The sequence below is a fragment of the Citrobacter sp. MGH110 genome, assembly GCF_001037515.1.
GTDB lineage: Bacteria > Pseudomonadota > Gammaproteobacteria > Enterobacterales > Enterobacteriaceae > Citrobacter > Citrobacter portucalensis.
In genome coordinates this window covers 434551-449667 of record NZ_KQ089830.1, presented here as the reverse complement: position 1 = coordinate 449667, position 15117 = coordinate 434551, and the positions used below count along the sequence as shown (strand labels likewise).

The 15117-nt window shown below is 52.0% G+C and carries 14 protein-coding genes; 4 read left to right on the top strand and 10 right to left on the bottom strand.

Annotation, left to right across the window (positions count from 1 at the left end; all coding sequences use genetic code 11):
* Nucleotides 1-205 precede the first annotated feature (205 nt).
* Nucleotides 206-664, top strand: coding sequence for a YehR family lipoprotein (locus SK38_RS02050; RefSeq protein ID WP_032943976.1), 459 nt, complete (start codon nucleotides 206-208; stop codon nucleotides 662-664).
* A 44-nt stretch (nucleotides 665-708) separates the two neighbouring features.
* Here SK38_RS02050 and SK38_RS02045 read toward each other — a convergent pair whose 3' ends face one another.
* The 3 genes from SK38_RS02045 to SK38_RS02035 are packed head-to-tail and all read right to left on the bottom strand — an operon-like array spanning nucleotide 709 to nucleotide 3627.
* A complete protein-coding gene (locus SK38_RS02045) occupies nucleotides 709-1179 on the bottom strand; it encodes a YehS family protein (protein WP_003834454.1) in 471 nt (156 codons plus the stop codon).
* A gap of 46 nt (nucleotides 1180-1225) precedes the next feature.
* Entirely contained in the window at nucleotides 1226-1945 is a 720-nt protein-coding gene (gene btsR, locus SK38_RS02040) for a two-component system response regulator BtsR (RefSeq protein WP_003840155.1), read from the bottom strand.
* On the bottom strand, nucleotides 1942-3627 hold the full coding sequence (locus tag SK38_RS02035; RefSeq protein WP_020996665.1) for a sensor histidine kinase: 1686 nt from the start codon (nucleotides 3625-3627) through the stop codon (nucleotides 1942-1944). The genes btsR and SK38_RS02035 overlap by 4 nt, the downstream gene beginning before the upstream one ends.
* Nucleotides 3628-3852: 225 nt before the next feature.
* Between SK38_RS02035 and mlrA the strand changes: the two genes are divergently transcribed.
* On the top strand, nucleotides 3853-4584 hold the full coding sequence (mlrA, locus tag SK38_RS02030) for an HTH-type transcriptional regulator MlrA (protein WP_003027351.1): 732 nt from the start codon (nucleotides 3853-3855) through the stop codon (nucleotides 4582-4584).
* A 259-nt stretch (nucleotides 4585-4843) separates the two neighbouring features.
* A complete protein-coding gene (locus SK38_RS23505) occupies nucleotides 4844-4951 on the top strand; it encodes a protein YohO (RefSeq protein ID WP_003027354.1) in 108 nt (35 codons plus the stop codon).
* Here SK38_RS23505 and SK38_RS02025 read toward each other — a convergent pair.
* From SK38_RS02025 to bglX, 5 genes are all read right to left on the bottom strand, one after another.
* A complete protein-coding gene (locus tag SK38_RS02025; protein WP_048234924.1) occupies nucleotides 4932-5663 on the bottom strand; it encodes an ABC transporter permease in 732 nt (243 codons plus the stop codon). The two genes, SK38_RS23505 and SK38_RS02025, sit on opposite strands and share 20 nt — an antisense overlap.
* The gene (locus SK38_RS02020; protein ID WP_003834466.1) at nucleotides 5647-6594 is read right to left on the bottom strand and encodes an ABC transporter ATP-binding protein; all 948 of its coding nucleotides are present in this window, start codon (nucleotides 6592-6594) and stop codon (nucleotides 5647-5649) included. The genes SK38_RS02025 and SK38_RS02020 overlap by 17 nt, the downstream gene beginning before the upstream one ends.
* On the bottom strand, nucleotides 6587-7753 hold the full coding sequence (locus SK38_RS02015; RefSeq protein WP_048236389.1) for an ABC transporter permease: 1167 nt from the start codon (nucleotides 7751-7753) through the stop codon (nucleotides 6587-6589). The genes SK38_RS02020 and SK38_RS02015 overlap by 8 nt, the downstream gene beginning before the upstream one ends.
* A gap of 15 nt (nucleotides 7754-7768) precedes the next feature.
* The gene (gene osmF / locus SK38_RS02010; protein ID WP_008785251.1) at nucleotides 7769-8686 is read right to left on the bottom strand and encodes a glycine betaine ABC transporter substrate-binding protein OsmF; all 918 of its coding nucleotides are present in this window, start codon (nucleotides 8684-8686) and stop codon (nucleotides 7769-7771) included.
* A 232-nt stretch (nucleotides 8687-8918) separates the two neighbouring features.
* Nucleotides 8919-11216: a beta-glucosidase BglX gene (gene bglX / locus SK38_RS02005; RefSeq protein WP_075553022.1), complete on the bottom strand. Its 2298-nt coding sequence runs from the start codon at nucleotides 11214-11216 to the stop codon at nucleotides 8919-8921.
* 232 nt (nucleotides 11217-11448) lie between these two features.
* Here bglX and dld point away from each other — a divergent pair, with 232 nt between their 5' ends.
* A complete protein-coding gene (gene dld / locus SK38_RS02000) occupies nucleotides 11449-13158 on the top strand; it encodes a D-lactate dehydrogenase (protein ID WP_020996666.1) in 1710 nt (569 codons plus the stop codon).
* A 101-nt stretch (nucleotides 13159-13259) separates the two neighbouring features.
* On the opposite strand, the gene pbpG is transcribed toward dld, so the two are convergent.
* Both pbpG and SK38_RS01990 read right to left on the bottom strand, forming a co-directional pair.
* On the bottom strand, nucleotides 13260-14207 hold the full coding sequence (gene pbpG, locus SK38_RS01995; RefSeq protein ID WP_048234922.1) for a D-alanyl-D-alanine endopeptidase: 948 nt from the start codon (nucleotides 14205-14207) through the stop codon (nucleotides 13260-13262).
* Between the two features lie 180 nt (nucleotides 14208-14387).
* A complete protein-coding gene (locus SK38_RS01990) occupies nucleotides 14388-14975 on the bottom strand; it encodes a Yip1 family protein (protein WP_003834475.1) in 588 nt (195 codons plus the stop codon).
* Nucleotides 14976-15117 lie beyond the last annotated feature (142 nt).

Below are 15117 nucleotides of genomic sequence, written 5' to 3'. Positions count from 1 at the left end.
ATCAAACATCTCAAGCGCTGCAACCGCAGCGCTTTTTTTTGCTATGCAAGTGCTTCCTCTAATCTTAACCCCTGCTCCATTTTCGGACTGCTTCGTTGTTAATATTAGATTTATTCTATACTGCTCTGGTATCAAGGTAGTCCGGGCTCACCAGATTCGTGGACGTTATTATTTAACATCCGATATTCATGAAATGGAGTTTTACATGAAAGCGTTACAAAAATTATTTTCTCTCGCCGTGGCATCGATTGTGGTTTTTTCCCTGGCGGGATGTGGTGATAAAGAAGAGACAAAAACATTCAATGCCAACATTAATGGTTCTGATATCACCGTCTCTTACACCTATAAAGGTGATAAGGTCCTGAAGCAAATCTCCGAAAGTAAAATTAGCTATGCGTCAGTCGGTGCCAGCAATAAAGAGGAAGCAGCAAAAGTATTCGACGCATTAAGCGCCAAATATCAGAACATTACTGGCATAGAAGAAAAACTCACCTATTCAGATACCTACGCGCAAGAAAATGTCACTATCGATATGGAAAAAGTTGATATAAAAGCGTTGCAGGCCATTTCAGGGATGAAGCTATCTGAAAACGCCGATAAAAACATCAGCATGAAGCAAATGCAAACGGTAATGGAATCGGCGGGTTTTAAAGAAGTGAAGTAAAACCATTGGCGACCCGATGTTAATCGGCGTCGCCCATTTTCTCTTTATGGCTTCGCGTTATGTACCCGTGATGTCAAACCACGCAGAAAATAACGCAGGAACTGATCGCCGCATTCGCGATAGTTCTTATGATCAGGTGCACGCATCATGGCGGTAATTTCCGGCATCGACACACGGAATTTCTGCTCGGTCATAATAGCCAGAATATCGTCAGTTTTCAGCGAAAAGGCGATACGCAGCTTTTTCAGTACCGTATTGTTATTAACACGACGCTCCAGCGCCAGTTCCGGTGCAGAATCATCTTTACCACGCAGATGATAAATCAGGCCGTTTAAAAAACCGGAGAGAATGATATCCGGGCAACGAACAAACCCAGCCTCATCTTCTTTTGTCATCCAGGTATCGAAACCTGCGGAGGTGGATTCCATGTCAGCAAGCGCAAGAATACGCACCATGTCGTTATTGTTCGCTTTCAGGGTGTAGCGCAGGCTACGAAGAATATCGTTACTTAGCATAGAGCCTTCAACTGTCGGTGATGCAATGGCGCGCAGTGTATCAGTTTTACAGTCCAATCGCCTCTTTTAGACTTTTAAGATAACGACGACTCACCGGAACGGTCAGTCCGTTACGCAAAATCAGTTCCGCCTGACCGTTGTCTTCCAGACGGATCTCCTGCAATTGCGCCATATTTACCAGATATTGCCGATGACAACGCAGCAGAGGAGTACGGCTCTCCAGCGTCCTGAGCGTCAACTCAGTGAAGCCTTCTTTGCCATCGCTGCTGGTCACATACACACCACTCATGCGACTGCTGATAAACGCCACATCATCCATTTGCAGCAAATAAATCCGGCTATGGCCGCTGCACGGAATAAACTTCAGCGCCTGCTGATTTTCTGGCAGCAGTGATACATCCTGCTTAGTGCGCTCCTGACGCAAACGGATCAGCGTTTTTTCCAGCCGTGCTTCTTCAATCGGCTTGAGCAGATAATCAAACGCATGTTCTTCGAAGGCTTTCACCGCATACTCATCAAAGGCGGTCAGAAAAACAATGTACGGACGATGCTCGGGATCAAGCATGCCAACCATTTCCAGGCCGCTGATTCGCGGCATCTGAATATCAAGGAACAGAACATCCGGACGCAATTTATGCACCGCGCCAATGGCTTCCACCGCATTCGAACATTCACCGACAATCTCGATGTCGCTTTGCTCTTGCAACAGGATCCGCAGATTCTCCCGGGCTAACGGTTCGTCATCGACAATCAGCACTTTGATCATGCCAGTTCCTCCAGAGGAAGTCGTAAAGTGATTCGGGTAAAGCGGTCAGGTTCACACGCTACGCTGATGCCAAAATCATCGCCAAACCGCTCGCGCAGTCGTTTATCGACCAGATTCATACCCAGTCCACTGGCTTCTGAGGTTGGCTGATACAGCCCGGCATTGTCTTCGATATCCAGCATCAGATATTGCCCTTCGCGATGGGCGGTAATCGATACTTCACCGGTATCCAGTAACTGAGAAGTACCGTGTTTAATGGCATTCTCCACGATGGGTTGCAGAGTAAAGGCGGGTAATTGCTGATGCGAAAGTTCTTCTGGCACCGTCAAGGTCACCTGAAGACGCGACTGGAATCGTGCCTTTTCAATTTGCAGATAAGCATTAACGTGTTCAATTTCATCGGCCAGCGTCACAATTTCCGACGGGCGTTTTAAATTTTTACGAAAGAACGTCGACAGATACTGCACCAGTTGGCTGGCCTGCTCGCTATCGCGTCGGATCACAGCTTTGATGGTGTTGAGTGCATTAAACAGAAAATGGGGATTGACCTGGGCGTGCAGGAGTTTTATTTCCGACTGCGTGAGCATCGCTTTTTGCCGCTCATACTGCCCGGCCAGAATCTGTGCCGAAAGCAGTTGGGCGATCCCTTCCCCCAGCGTACGGTTGATCGAACTAAAGAGGCGGTTTTTGGCTTCATACAGTTTGATGGTCCCCATTACCCGCTGGTTTTCACCTCGCAGAGGGATCACCAGCGTCGAGCCTAATTTGCATTGCGGGTGCAAAGAGCAACGGTAAGGAACTTCATTCCCATCGGCATACACCACCTCTCCGGTTTCAATCGCGCGTTGGGTATATGACGATGAAATAGGTTTGCCGGGTAGATGGTGATCGTCACCAATACCGGTAAATGCCAGCAGTTTCTCACGATCGGTAATCGCCACCGCACCGATATCCAGCTCTTCATACAGCACCTGAGCAACCTTCATGCTGTTAACCTCATTGAACCCCTGGCGTAAAATACCTTCCGTTGAGGCGGCAACTTTGAGTGCTGTGGCGGAAAAAGCGGAGGTATATTTTTCAAACATCGCGCGTTTATCGAGCAAAATACGCATAAACAAGGCGGCGCCCACGGTATTGGTCACCATCATAGGCGCGGCAATATTGCTGACCAACCGAAACGCATCGTCAAACGGACGAGCAATTAACAAGATAATTAGCATCTGCACCAGTTCGGCGACAAAGGTAATCGCCCCCGCAGTCAGCGGACTAAAGACTTTATCGGTACGACCACGACGGGTGAGCACGCTGTGCACCAGCCCGCCGAGCAACCCTTCCACAATGGTCGAGATCATGCAGCTAAGCGCAGTCATCCCACCCATCGAATAACGATGCAAACCGCCGGTAAGACCAACTAAACCGCCAACCACCGGGCCGCCAAGCAGCCCGCCCATCACCGCGCCAATAGCGCGAGTGTTGGCAATAGAATCATCAATGTGCAGCCCGAAATAGGTACCTAAAATGCAGAAAATGGAAAAAGTAACATAGCAAAGCAGTTTATGCGGGAGTCGGATAGTCACCTGCATCAGCGGAATAAACAAACGCGTTTTGCTCATGAGCCACGCGATAACGAGGAACACACACATCTGCTGAAGCAGCAGCAACACCAGATTAAACTCGTACATACCCGCCAACCACACATCACTTAAAAGCGCGTAACATACATGGGCTGCGTGTAACTTTCTTTGAAGTGTTGCAAAAAAAGACGAATTTGTGAGAACGATCACTCGAAAGCGCGAGCATGGTTACAAATTCACCCATTCATAGATCAAAAAACAGACAAAACTACCTGGTTCGCAAAAGAGCGTCTAAAGTAAAACTGGGACCTCGCGAGCAAGAGTGAGACGACGATGGCGCTTTACACAATAGGTGAAGTGGCTTTGCTTTGTGATATCAACCCTGTCACTTTACGCGCGTGGCAGAGGCGTTACGGATTACTTAAACCGCAGCGGACAGACGGCGGGCATCGCCTGTTTAACGATGCGGATATCGACCGGATCCGCGAGATAAAACGCTGGATAAACAACGGTGTCCAGGTCAGCAAGGTTAAAATGTTGCTCAGCAATGAGAGCATTGATGTGCATAACGGTTGGCGTGAACAACAAGAGACGCTGTTGAGCTATTTGCAAAGTAATAATCTGCATAGCCTCAGACTTTGGATCAAAGAGCGTGGCCAGGATTATCCCGCGCAAACGCTCAACACCCATTTGTTCATTCCGTTACGCCGACGTCTGCAATGCCAACAGCCGATCCTGCAGGCGTTACTGGGGATCCTCGACGGCGTATTGATCAACTACATCGCGATTTGTCTGGCCTCAGCACGTAAGAAACAGGGGAAAGATGCTCTGGTGGTTGGCTGGAACATTCAGGATACGACCCGCTTATGGCTGGAAGGTTGGGTCGCCAGCCAGCAGGGATGGCGCATTGACGTCCTTGCCCATTCGCTGAACCAACTGCGACCGGAGCTGTTTGAAGGTCGCACCTTGCTTGTCTGGTGCGGCGAGAACCAAACGCCCGCACAGCAGCAACAGCTGAACGAATGGCGCGCGTTGGGTCACGATATTTATCCACTCGGTATTTAGAGCCTGGCCCATTAGGGCTATTTTGCTTGCCATTTCGAACCTGGGCAGTGCTCAGACAACACTCAGAGAGTTTTGAACGCCCTTTAGGGCGGCCCGGAGGGTGAGCGTAGCGAATAATCCTCACGTACTACGTGTACGCTCCGGTTCTTCCGCGCTGGCCGTGTTCAAACTGTCTGCGCCAATAACGCCTAATGATCCAGGCTCTTAATATTCTATTAACAAACGTGTACAATCCTTGAATTCACATAAGGAGTGCATAATGAGCGCAGCTAAAATCGGTGTCATTACCCTCTTCCTGCTGATGGCCATCGGCGGTATCGGCGGTGTCATGCTGGCAGGCTATACTTTTATTTTACGTGCCGGGTAAGATGCCTCGCTAATTTCTCAAACCCGCGGTCAACAATTACCGCCGCCAGCGCGACCAGCAGCGCTCCCTGAATCACATAGGCGGTATTGAACCCACTCAACCCGATAATAATCGGCGTACCCAGCGTGTTTGCCCCAACGGTTGAGGCGATGGTTGCGGTGCCGATATTAATAATCACCGACGTGCGAATCCCGGCCAGAATCACCGGGGCCGCCAGCGGCAACTCGACTTTACGCAGCCGCTGCCCCTGACTCATGCCCATTCCGCTGGCAATATCCATCACGCTGGGTGAAATTCCGCCGAGTCCCGCCAGTGTTGCCTGCAAGATCGGTAATACGCCATACAGGATCAACGCGATAATTGCCGGTTCAGGACCAAATCCCATCACCGGTACAGCTATCGCCAACACCGCAACTGGCGGAAAGGTCTGCCCCACGGCGGCGATGGTTTCCACCATCGGCCTGAATTCCGCGCCCCAGGGCCGGGTTACCGCTATACCGGCCCCGGTGCCAATAAGTACGGCAATCAGGCTTGAAATCCCCACCAGGCCAAAATGGCTCAGTGCCAGCGCCGCAAAACTTTCCTGCTGATACACGGGACGCGGTAGCGCCGGAAATAGCGCACTGAACAAGGCCTGACTATGAGGCAACCCAACTAACAGGACCAGAAACAGGACAATAAGCCATAACAACGGATCAGCAAGACGTTTCACGGGTCGGCATCTCCGAAAGCAAATCACGAAAATGAAGCGTCCCGCAGGACACCCCCTGCGGGGTCACGACCGGCAAGACGTCGCAACCGCGCGCTACGAACACCGACAACGCATCACGCAGCGTCATTTCATCTACCAACGGTTCACCGGCTGTGTGTTCACCGCGACGGATAAAATCCCCTACCGTGCGAAGCGACAGTAGACGTACGCCCAGTTCACTACGGCCAAAGAATGTTTGCACGAATTCGTTCGCCGGTGCTGTCAGCATCGACAGCGGCGTGCCTTGCTGCACTACCTTTCCTGCATCCATCAGAACCAGATGCTCCGCCAGCCTTAGCGCCTCGTCGATATCATGCGTCACCAGCACAATGGTACGCCCGAGCAGACGATGAATACGCGTCATCTCCTGCTGCAGCGCACCGCGGGTGACCGGATCCAGCGCGCCAAAAGGCTCATCCATCAGCAGTACCTGCGGATCTGCCGCCAGGGCACGCGCCACTCCGACCCGCTGCTGTTGCCCGCCAGACAGCTGATGCGGGTAACGATGGCGCAAACTTTCCTCAAGACCCAGCAGCGCCATCAGTTCGTCTGTTCGGTCATCAATACGTGAACGCGACCACTTTTGTAGCTGCGGCACCGTGGCGATGTTCTGCGCGACGGTCCAGTGGGGAAACAAGCCAATAGACTGAATCGCGTATCCCATGCGCCGCCTTAACTCCAGCACAGGCAGGCTGCGGATCTCTTCCCCGGCAAAGCGAATCTGTCCGCTGTCATGTTCAACCAGCCGATTGATCATTTTCAGCGTGGTGGATTTCCCGGAACCTGACGTGCCAATTAACACCGAAAAGCTGCCCTCCCCCAACCGCAGATTAAGGTCGTCAACGGCTTTTTGCTGACCATAGGTTTTACTGACATGGCGAAATTCAATCATTATTCGATACCTCTAGCAGCGCGAGCCCTAAATCAAACAGCGCATCAATCATTACCGCCAGTACCACAACCGGGATCACGCCCAGCAACACTAAATCGACGGCGCTACTGAGCAATCCCTGAAAGACCAGCGCGCCAAATCCCCCTGCGCCAATCAGTGCAGCAATCACCGCCATTCCCACCGTTTGCACCATCACTACCCGTAAACTGCGCAAGAAGACCGGCAATGCCAGCGGGAACTGCACCGAGACAAATCGCTGGAAAGTGTTCATCCCCATCGCTCGGGCGCTTTCCAGTACATCCTGCGGCACCTGATTCAACCCAGCCACAACGCCACGTACCAGCGGTAACAGCGCATACAGCACTAACGCAATAAGCGCAGGCGTCAGGCCGGTTCCGGCGACGCCGAGCGAACCCAACAAAGGAAAGTGCTTCACCAACCCGGCAAGGGGCGCAATTAACAGGCCAAACAGCGCGACTGAGGGAATGGTTTGGATGATATTCAGTACCGCAAAAACCGGCCCCTGACGGGAGACTGAGAAAGCACACCAGATGCCCAACGGCACACCAATAAGCAGCGCGGGCACCACGGTAGCGAACAGAATTGTCAGATGCTGCGCCAGGGCGTCGTTGAAGACATCCTGACGGTTGGCATATTCTTTAAGCAGGGATAGATCGTTAAACGTGCCGGAGAACAAAAGCACCAGCGGAAAAATAAACATTTGCGCGTGCAACAGCCAACGCCATGATGCCAGCTCGGTTATGCGACGAATGGCGTCACTGGCGGCCAGCAACATTAGTCCTAGCCCCAACCAGAACCCGCTGCCCAGGCTGGTTCTGGCCAGTGGACTTCCCGTCTGGGCCAGATACGTTGCCGTTGTTCCTGCGGTTACCAGCGCTGCAATAACCAGCAACTGGCTAATAACAAGCGTCAATATATTGCCGGGCTTTCCCGGTACAAAGCACAGAAGAAACAGCAGCGAACAGGCTACTGCCAATCCCCACGCCATGTCGGGCCGGATATCCCAGAGTTGGCGCCCCTCACCGGAGACCAGGCGATTAGGCGCATAGCTAATGAAAGGCAGCGCTGCCGCCGCGAAGGTAAGAAGTACCAGCAACAACAGCACCCGATTAACTGAAATCTTTGACAAAACACCCACCTGCTGCAAACTCCGTTACTTCACCCATCCTTTTTGCTTCAGGTAATCTGCTGCAACTTTTTTCGCATCCAGCCCCTCCACGGCAATACTGGCATTCAGCTGCTGCAACGTTTTTTCATCCAGGCTGGCAAAAACCGGTTGTAGCCATTCTCCCATTTGCGGGTAGTCTTTCAGCACCGATTCACGTACGACGGGTGCTGGCGCATAAATGGGCTGGACACCTTTTGGATCGCTTAAAGTTTGCAGACCGAGCGCCGCAACCGGGCCATCTGTGCCATAAGCCATCGCCGCATTGACGCCAGAAGTCTGCTGCGCCGCTGCTTTAATCGTCACCGCGGTATCTCCCCCAGCTAGCGACAACAGCTGATTTTGATTTAGTTTGAAATCATAGGCTTTTTCAAACGCAGGCAACGCGTCAGCCCGTTCGATAAATTCAGCAGAGGCAGCAAGTTTGAACGTTCCCCCGTCTTTCAGGTAGCGGCCTAAATCAGCAAGGGACTCAAGCTTGTTCTTTTGCGCGACATCCTGGCGTACCGCAATGGTCCAGGTATTGTTGGCAGGAGCAGGCGTTAGCCAGACCAGCTTATTTTGCTCTGCATCCAGCTTTTTCACTTTCTCGAAACCGGCCTGCGCATTTTTCCACGCCGGATCATTTTCATCTTTAAAAAAGAATGCGCCATTACCGGTATATTCCGGATAAATATCCAGCTCACCGGAGGTGATTGCCCCACGCACTACTGGGGTGGTGCCCAGCTGTACTTTATTGACAGTTTTCACGCCATGGCTTTCGAGCACCTGCAAAATAATGTTGCCGAGCAGCGCCCCTTCGGTATCTATTTTTGAACCAACTGTGACGGGTGACGCGGCCTGTAAGGGTAGGCTGATCGCGGCTAACAGCACCAGCGAACCCACCGATACTTTTGAGATTATCATGCTGTACTCCTCATCCTTTTGCGGCCCTTTTCAGAGACTTGAGGAAAAAGCATAGTCGAAAAATCAAGCCTTAACCTGGCAATTGGGTGGTAACGCTGAGAGTTATTAGCGGTAAGGCGATAATAAAATAAAAAAAATCCGGCAAACCCAATATGAATTTGCCGGATGATACGACTTTGTCAGCCTGATAAGCGTAGGGCCATCAGGCATGCTGCATGACTTTATTCATCTATTACAGCAGTTCAAATTCGCCCTGCTTCACTCTGGCGGAATCCACGCCGATGAAAACGTTAAATTTGCCAGGTTCTGCATCGTATTTCATCTGCTGGTTCCAGAATTTGAGCGCTTCAATATCAATCGGGAAGCTGACGGTCTGGGTTTCACCAGGCTTAAGATTCACTTTTTCAAAACCTTTCAGCTGTTTTACCGGACGACTCATGGAGGCGGTCACATCCTGTAAATACATCTGAATCACCGTTGCACCTTCGCGTTTGCCGGTGTTGGTCACCTGCACGCTGGCCGTCACGGTTCCGTCACGCTTCATCGTCGGAGAAGAGAGCTTCACATCAGAAACCGTAAACGTGGTGTAGCTCAGGCCATAACCAAAGGGATACAACGGACCATTGGCTTCATCAAAGTAGCGCGACGTGTACTTGTTCGGCTTATCGGCGTTATACGGACGGCCGGTATTGAGATGGCTGTAATAGACCGGGATCTGTCCAACAGAGCGCGGGAAAGACATCGGCAGCTTGCCTGACGGATTGTAATCACCAAACAGCACATCGGCGATGGCGTTACCGCCTTCCGTCCCAGCAAACCAGGTTTCGAGGATCGCATCGGCTTGTTGATCTTCCTTCACCAGCGCCAGCGGACGACCGTTCATCAACACCAGAACCAGCGGTTTACCCGTGGCTTTCAGCGCAGCAATCAGGTCACGCTGGCTTTGCGGAATGGTGATATCGGTGCGGCTGGAGGCTTCATGCGCCATGCCCTGCGCTTCACCGACTACCGCGACAACCACATCAGATTGCTTCGCGGCGTTAACGGCTTCATCGATCATCGCCTGCGGCGAACGTGGGTCAACCTTTACCGCTTCTTCATACAGGTTGAGGAAATCGACAATGCCTTTGTCGTTGGTGATATTCGCCCCTTTGGCGTACAGCACTTTGCCCTGTTCGCCGACGGCATTTTTAATCCCCGTCAGCACCGTTACCGACTGATCGGCAACACCGGCGGCGGACCAACTGCCCATTACATCACGCTTGCTGTCGGCCAGCGGTCCGACAACCGCCACGGTGGCGGATTTTTTCAGCGGCAACGTTTCCAGACGGTTTTTCAGCAGCACCAGGCTTTCGCGCGCCACTTCACGCGCCTCTTTGCGATGCAAACGGCTTTCTGCGTTGGTGTCCTGTGGGTCAGATTCTTTGGCCCCCAAATGGCTGTACGGATCGTTAAACAGCCCCATATCATATTTCACATTCAGCACATGACGCGCGGCGTCGTCCAGCTCCGCCATCGTCACTTTGCCGGATTTAATCAAGCCCGGCAGATATTTGCTGTAATACTCATCGCTCATACTCATGTTGATGCCGGACTTGATCGCCACACGCACCGCATCTTCAGGATCGGAGGCGGTACCGTGCTTAATCAGTTCCTTAATCGCGCCGTGATCGGAAACGGTAATCCCCTTAAAGCCCCACTCATCACGCAGCACGTCTTTTAACAGCCATGAATCTGAGGTTGCAGGCGTACCGTTTAGCGAATTAAGACCCACCATCACCGCACCGCTACCGGCATCCAGCCCGGCTTTATACGGCGGCATATAGTCGTTGAACAGACGCTGTGGGCTCATATCGACGGTGTTATATTCCTTGCCACCTTCAACCGCGCCATAGGCGGCGAAGTGCTTGACGCTGGTCATCACCGAATAGCGATCCGCCGGGCTTTTCCCCTGCATCGCTTCCACCATGGTTTTACCCATCGTAGCCGTTAAAAACGTATCTTCTCCAAAACCTTCTGAAGCTCGGCCCCAGCGCGGATCGCGAGAGACATCGACCATTGGCGCCCAGGTCATATTCAGACCATCATCGGCAGCCTCATACGCGGAAATACGGCCAACGGTTCTGACCGCATCGAGATTAAAAGAGGACGCCAGGCCGAGACTTATCGGGAACACGGTACGCTGGCCGTGCAATACGTCGTAGGCAAAAAAGAGAGGAATTTTCAGGCGGCTGAGCTCCATCACCTGATCCTGCATTTTGCGGATATCCTGGCGCGTGACGGTGTTAAAAATTGCCCCAACCTGCCCGTCTTTGATCATCTCGCGGATGGCTTCTTTCGGGTTATCAGGCCCGACGCTTATCAAGCGTAGTTGCCCAATTTTCTCATCCACGGTCATCTGTTTAAGTAAATCGGTAACGAATGCATCCCGCGCTTCTGGCGTCAGAGGATGGTTACCAAACAGCGTGTCCGCCAGCGCTGGTTGCAACGCCAGACTCACCGCGACACCTACAGAACATAGCCATTTCATGTTGATTCTCTCTTTATTTTTTCCCGACGAGGCAGCGAAAATATAACAAAAACCGCAGTTTGCCGTAAGACTAAACGGGAGCGATAAAGAAAGCTAAGGTTATTCTCCTAATTTTCGAAACCAACGCGACTCAGTGGAAGACAACCCAGAGACAATGTGAATGAGAAAGCGTATTGTCATACAAAGCGCTATGCTTGTTCCTGATATTGAGTCCCACCACAAGGAGTGGAGAATGTCTTCCATTACAACAGATAATAAAGCTTTTCTGAATGAACTGACCCGTCTGGTAGGTCATTCACACCTGCTCACAGACCCTGCTAAAACCGCCCGCTATCGCAAGGGATTCCGCTCCGGTCAGGGCGATGCACTCGCCGTGGTGTTCCCTGGCTCGCTTTTAGAATTGTGGCGCGTCCTGAACGCTTGTGTCGCCGCAGATAAAATTATCCTGATGCAGGCCGCCAACACTGGGCTGACCGAAGGCTCTACGCCAAGCGGTAATGATTACGACCGCGAGATTGTCATTATCAGCACCCTGCGCCTTGATAAGCTGCACGTCATCGGCAAAGGCGAACAGGTGCTGGCCTATCCCGGCACCACGCTTTATTCACTGGAAAAAGCGCTCAAACCGTTTGGCCGTGAGCCGCATTCGGTGATCGGATCTTCCTGTATCGGCGCTTCAGTGATTGGCGGTATTTGTAACAACTCCGGCGGCTCGCTGGTTCAGCGCGGTCCGGCATACACGGAGATGTCGCTGTTTGCGCGTATTGACGAGCAGGGTAAGTTACAGCTGGTTAACCATCTGGGTATCGAACTGGGCCAGACACCGGAACAGATCCTGAGCAAACTTGATGACGAGCGGATCAAAGATGACGATGTGCGCCATGACGGGCGTCATGCACACGATCACGACTACGTTACCCGCGTCAGAGATATTGAGGCGGACACGCCCGCTCGCTATAACGCCGACCCGGATCGGTTGTTTGAATCATCCGGTTGTGCAGGCAAGCTCGCGGTTTTTGCGGTGCGTCTGGACACCTTCGAAGCCGAAAAAAACCAGCAGGTCTTTTACATCGGTACCAACCAGCCAGAGGTGCTGACGGAGATCCGCCGTCATATTTTGGCAAAATTTGAGCATCTGCCGGTTGCCGGTGAATATATGCACCGCGATATTTATGACATCGCTGAGCAATACGGCAAAGATACGTTTCTGATGATCGACAAGCTCGGCACCGACAAAATGCCGTTCTTCTTCACCCTGAAAGGTCGCACCGATGCGATGCTGGAAAAAGTGAAAATTTTCCGTCCACATTTCACCGATCGGGCAATGCAGAAATTTGGCCATTTGTTCCCCAGCCACTTACCCGCGCGCATGAAAAGCTGGCGCGATAAGTACGAACATCACCTGCTGTTAAAAATGGCCGGTGGTGGCGTGGCTGAAGCGCAAAACTGGCTAAGCGAGTTTTTCAAAACCGCTGAAGGCGACTTCTTTGCCTGTACGCCGGAAGAAGGCAGCAAGGCGTTTTTGCATCGCTTTGCGGCGGCTGGCGCGGCGATTCGTTATCAGGCCGTACATGCCGATGAAGTGGAAGATATTCTGGCGCTGGATATCGCGCTGCGCCGTAACGACACCGAATGGTACGAGCATCTGCCTGCAGAGATCGACAGCCAACTGGTGCACAAACTCTATTACGGCCACTTTATGTGCTACGTCTTCCATCAGGATTACATCGTGAAAAAAGGCGTGGATGCGCATGCCCTGAAAGAGCAGATGCTGGAGCTTCTGCACGAGCGCGGAGCACAGTATCCGGCAGAGCATAACGTCGGACATCTGTATAAAGCACCGGAAACATTAACCCGTTTTTACCGCGAGAATGACCCCACCAACAGTATGAATCCGGGGATTGGTAAAACGAGTAAGCAAAAGTTCTGGAAAGAGTCGTAAACCAGAAAAAGATAAGCGCCACCGGGCATGCTGCCGGGGGCGCTTCGCTTGCCCGGCCTACCGCTACATTAGCTATGTGTATGCCGGATGAGGTGTCTTATTTAATCGTTCTGTGCAGTTTGCTCGCTCGTCGCTGAACCCGCCGCTGCCATCTGCGCCGCTTTTTGCTTTTTATAGCTCAGCGCCGCTGCCGGAACCGGCATCACCTTGCCCGTTTCGATCCAGGTACGTAAACGGCTGGCATCGGCAAAGTGGGTATATTTACCGAACGCATCCATCACCACCAGCGCCACCGGTTTGTTATTGATCACGGTGCGCATCACCAGACAGTGGCCTGCCGCATTGGTAAACCCGGTTTTGGTTAACTGAATATTCCAGTTATCGCGGTATACCAGATGGTTGGTGTTACGAAACGGCAGCGTATAAGCCGGGTTGGCAAAGGTCGCCATATCTTCACGCGTGGTGCTTAACTGGCCAATCAGCGGATACTGCTTGCTGGCGATCAGCAGCTTGGTTAAATCACGAGCGGTCGAGACGTTATGAATCGATAAGCCGGTTGGTTCCACAAAGCGTGTCTGAGTCATGCCGAGCGCTTTCGCTTTGGCATTCATAGCCTTAATAAACGCGTTATAACCGCCAGGGTAATGATGCGCCAGGCTCGCCGCCGCACGGTTTTCTGATGACATCAGCGCCAGCAGCAGCATGTCTTTACGGCTAATTTCACTGTTCAGTCGCACACGAGAGTAGATGCCTTTCATTTCCGGCGTCTGGCTGATATCAACTTTCAGCTTCTCATCCAACGGCAGTCGCGCATCAAGCACCACCATCGCGGTCATTAATTTGGTAATCGACGCAATCGGACGCACCAGATCCGGGTGGTTCGAATAGATAACTTTGTTGGTATTCAGATCAACAATCATCGCGCTACCGGACGCTATCTCAGGCTGAGAAGCTGCTGCGGTAGTTGCCGTTTTAGCCACGGCTTGGGGTGCAAAAGGAACGGCCAGCACCAGGGCAAGGCTTAATAATGAAACTCGGAATTTCAGCATGATGAGATTTCTGATAATGGTTCACGCACGTCACAACGCACACCGCCAGAGACTAAGTATTATCTCAAGCTAGCTCAGGCATCATAGCGATCCGGCAGGTTTGCCGCCACAGGAGAATCGTCTCGAAATGCTGCGTTGCTGACTTTTACGTCAACAACGCAGCGCAGACAGGTTTATCCGTCAGAATAACCGATAGCCGTAACCCCACAGGATTACCGTAATCGCCAGCAGAACTTCCAGTACCAGCACACCGATCGCCAGCGTCGAACTGGAAAAGCTCAGGCCTTCCTCTTTAGAGATATTCAGGAACGTCGGAATGCCGAGATAGAGTAAATAACCGGTGTAAAACAACGCAATGGTCCCCACCAATGCGCACAGCCAGACCAGCGGATAAAGTGCGACCAATCCGCTTAAAAACAGCGGCGTCGCGACATATCCGGCAAACACCATGCAATGCGCCAACGACGGGCGCTGCGGGTAATTACGTGCCATCCACCAGATAACCCGGCCCATGACGGCGACGCCTGCCAGCATCACCCCGTAAAACAGAATTGCCATCGCAAATCCGGTCAACAGAGATAACTTCAGGATATTGCCATCGCCAAAATTCCAGCCGATTTGCGTGGTACCGATAAATGCGCAAACAACCGGGATTGCCGCCATCAGCAGTACATGGTGGGTATAGTGATGCGAAACACTTTCGTTTTCGCTGTTGATCACGTGCATTTCACGATCGGGATGGGAAAACAGCCCCCAGACATGGTTCATACCGCCCCCTTCTTGTCAGCTCCGGACCTCAACACTTCAAGTATAATTCAGCTTTTGATTATTTTATGTACACATGAAAAATACCGAAGCGCCGGGTAAAAAGTGTGTAAGCCGTAGGCTTGATAAGCGAAGCGCCATCAGG

Excerpts from the sequence above, each read along its gene's own strand:
- SK38_RS02050 (WP_032943976.1), top strand. The coding sequence starts at position 206 with ATGAAAGCGTTACAAAAATTATTTTCTCTCGCCGTGGCATCGATTGTG.
- SK38_RS02045 (WP_003834454.1), bottom strand. The coding sequence starts at position 1,179 with ATGCTAAGTAACGATATTCTTCGTAGCCTGCGCTACACCCTGAAAGCG.
- btsR (WP_003840155.1), bottom strand. The coding sequence starts at position 1,945 with ATGATCAAAGTGCTGATTGTCGATGACGAACCGTTAGCCCGGGAGAAT.
- SK38_RS02035 (WP_020996665.1), bottom strand. The coding sequence starts at position 3,627 with ATGTACGAGTTTAATCTGGTGTTGCTGCTGCTTCAGCAGATGTGTGTG.
- mlrA (WP_003027351.1), top strand. The coding sequence starts at position 3,853 with ATGGCGCTTTACACAATAGGTGAAGTGGCTTTGCTTTGTGATATCAAC.
- SK38_RS23505 (WP_003027354.1), top strand. The coding sequence starts at position 4,844 with ATGAGCGCAGCTAAAATCGGTGTCATTACCCTCTTCCTGCTGATGGCC.
- SK38_RS02020 (WP_003834466.1), bottom strand. The coding sequence starts at position 6,594 with ATGATTGAATTTCGCCATGTCAGTAAAACCTATGGTCAGCAAAAAGCC.
- osmF (WP_008785251.1), bottom strand. The coding sequence starts at position 8,686 with ATGATAATCTCAAAAGTATCGGTGGGTTCGCTGGTGCTGTTAGCCGCG.
- bglX (WP_075553022.1), bottom strand. The coding sequence starts at position 11,216 with ATGAAATGGCTATGTTCTGTAGGTGTCGCGGTGAGTCTGGCGTTGCAA.
- dld (WP_020996666.1), top strand. The coding sequence starts at position 11,449 with ATGTCTTCCATTACAACAGATAATAAAGCTTTTCTGAATGAACTGACC.
- pbpG (WP_048234922.1), bottom strand. The coding sequence starts at position 14,207 with ATGCTGAAATTCCGAGTTTCATTATTAAGCCTTGCCCTGGTGCTGGCC.
- SK38_RS01990 (WP_003834475.1), bottom strand. The coding sequence starts at position 14,975 with ATGAACCATGTCTGGGGGCTGTTTTCCCATCCCGATCGTGAAATGCAC.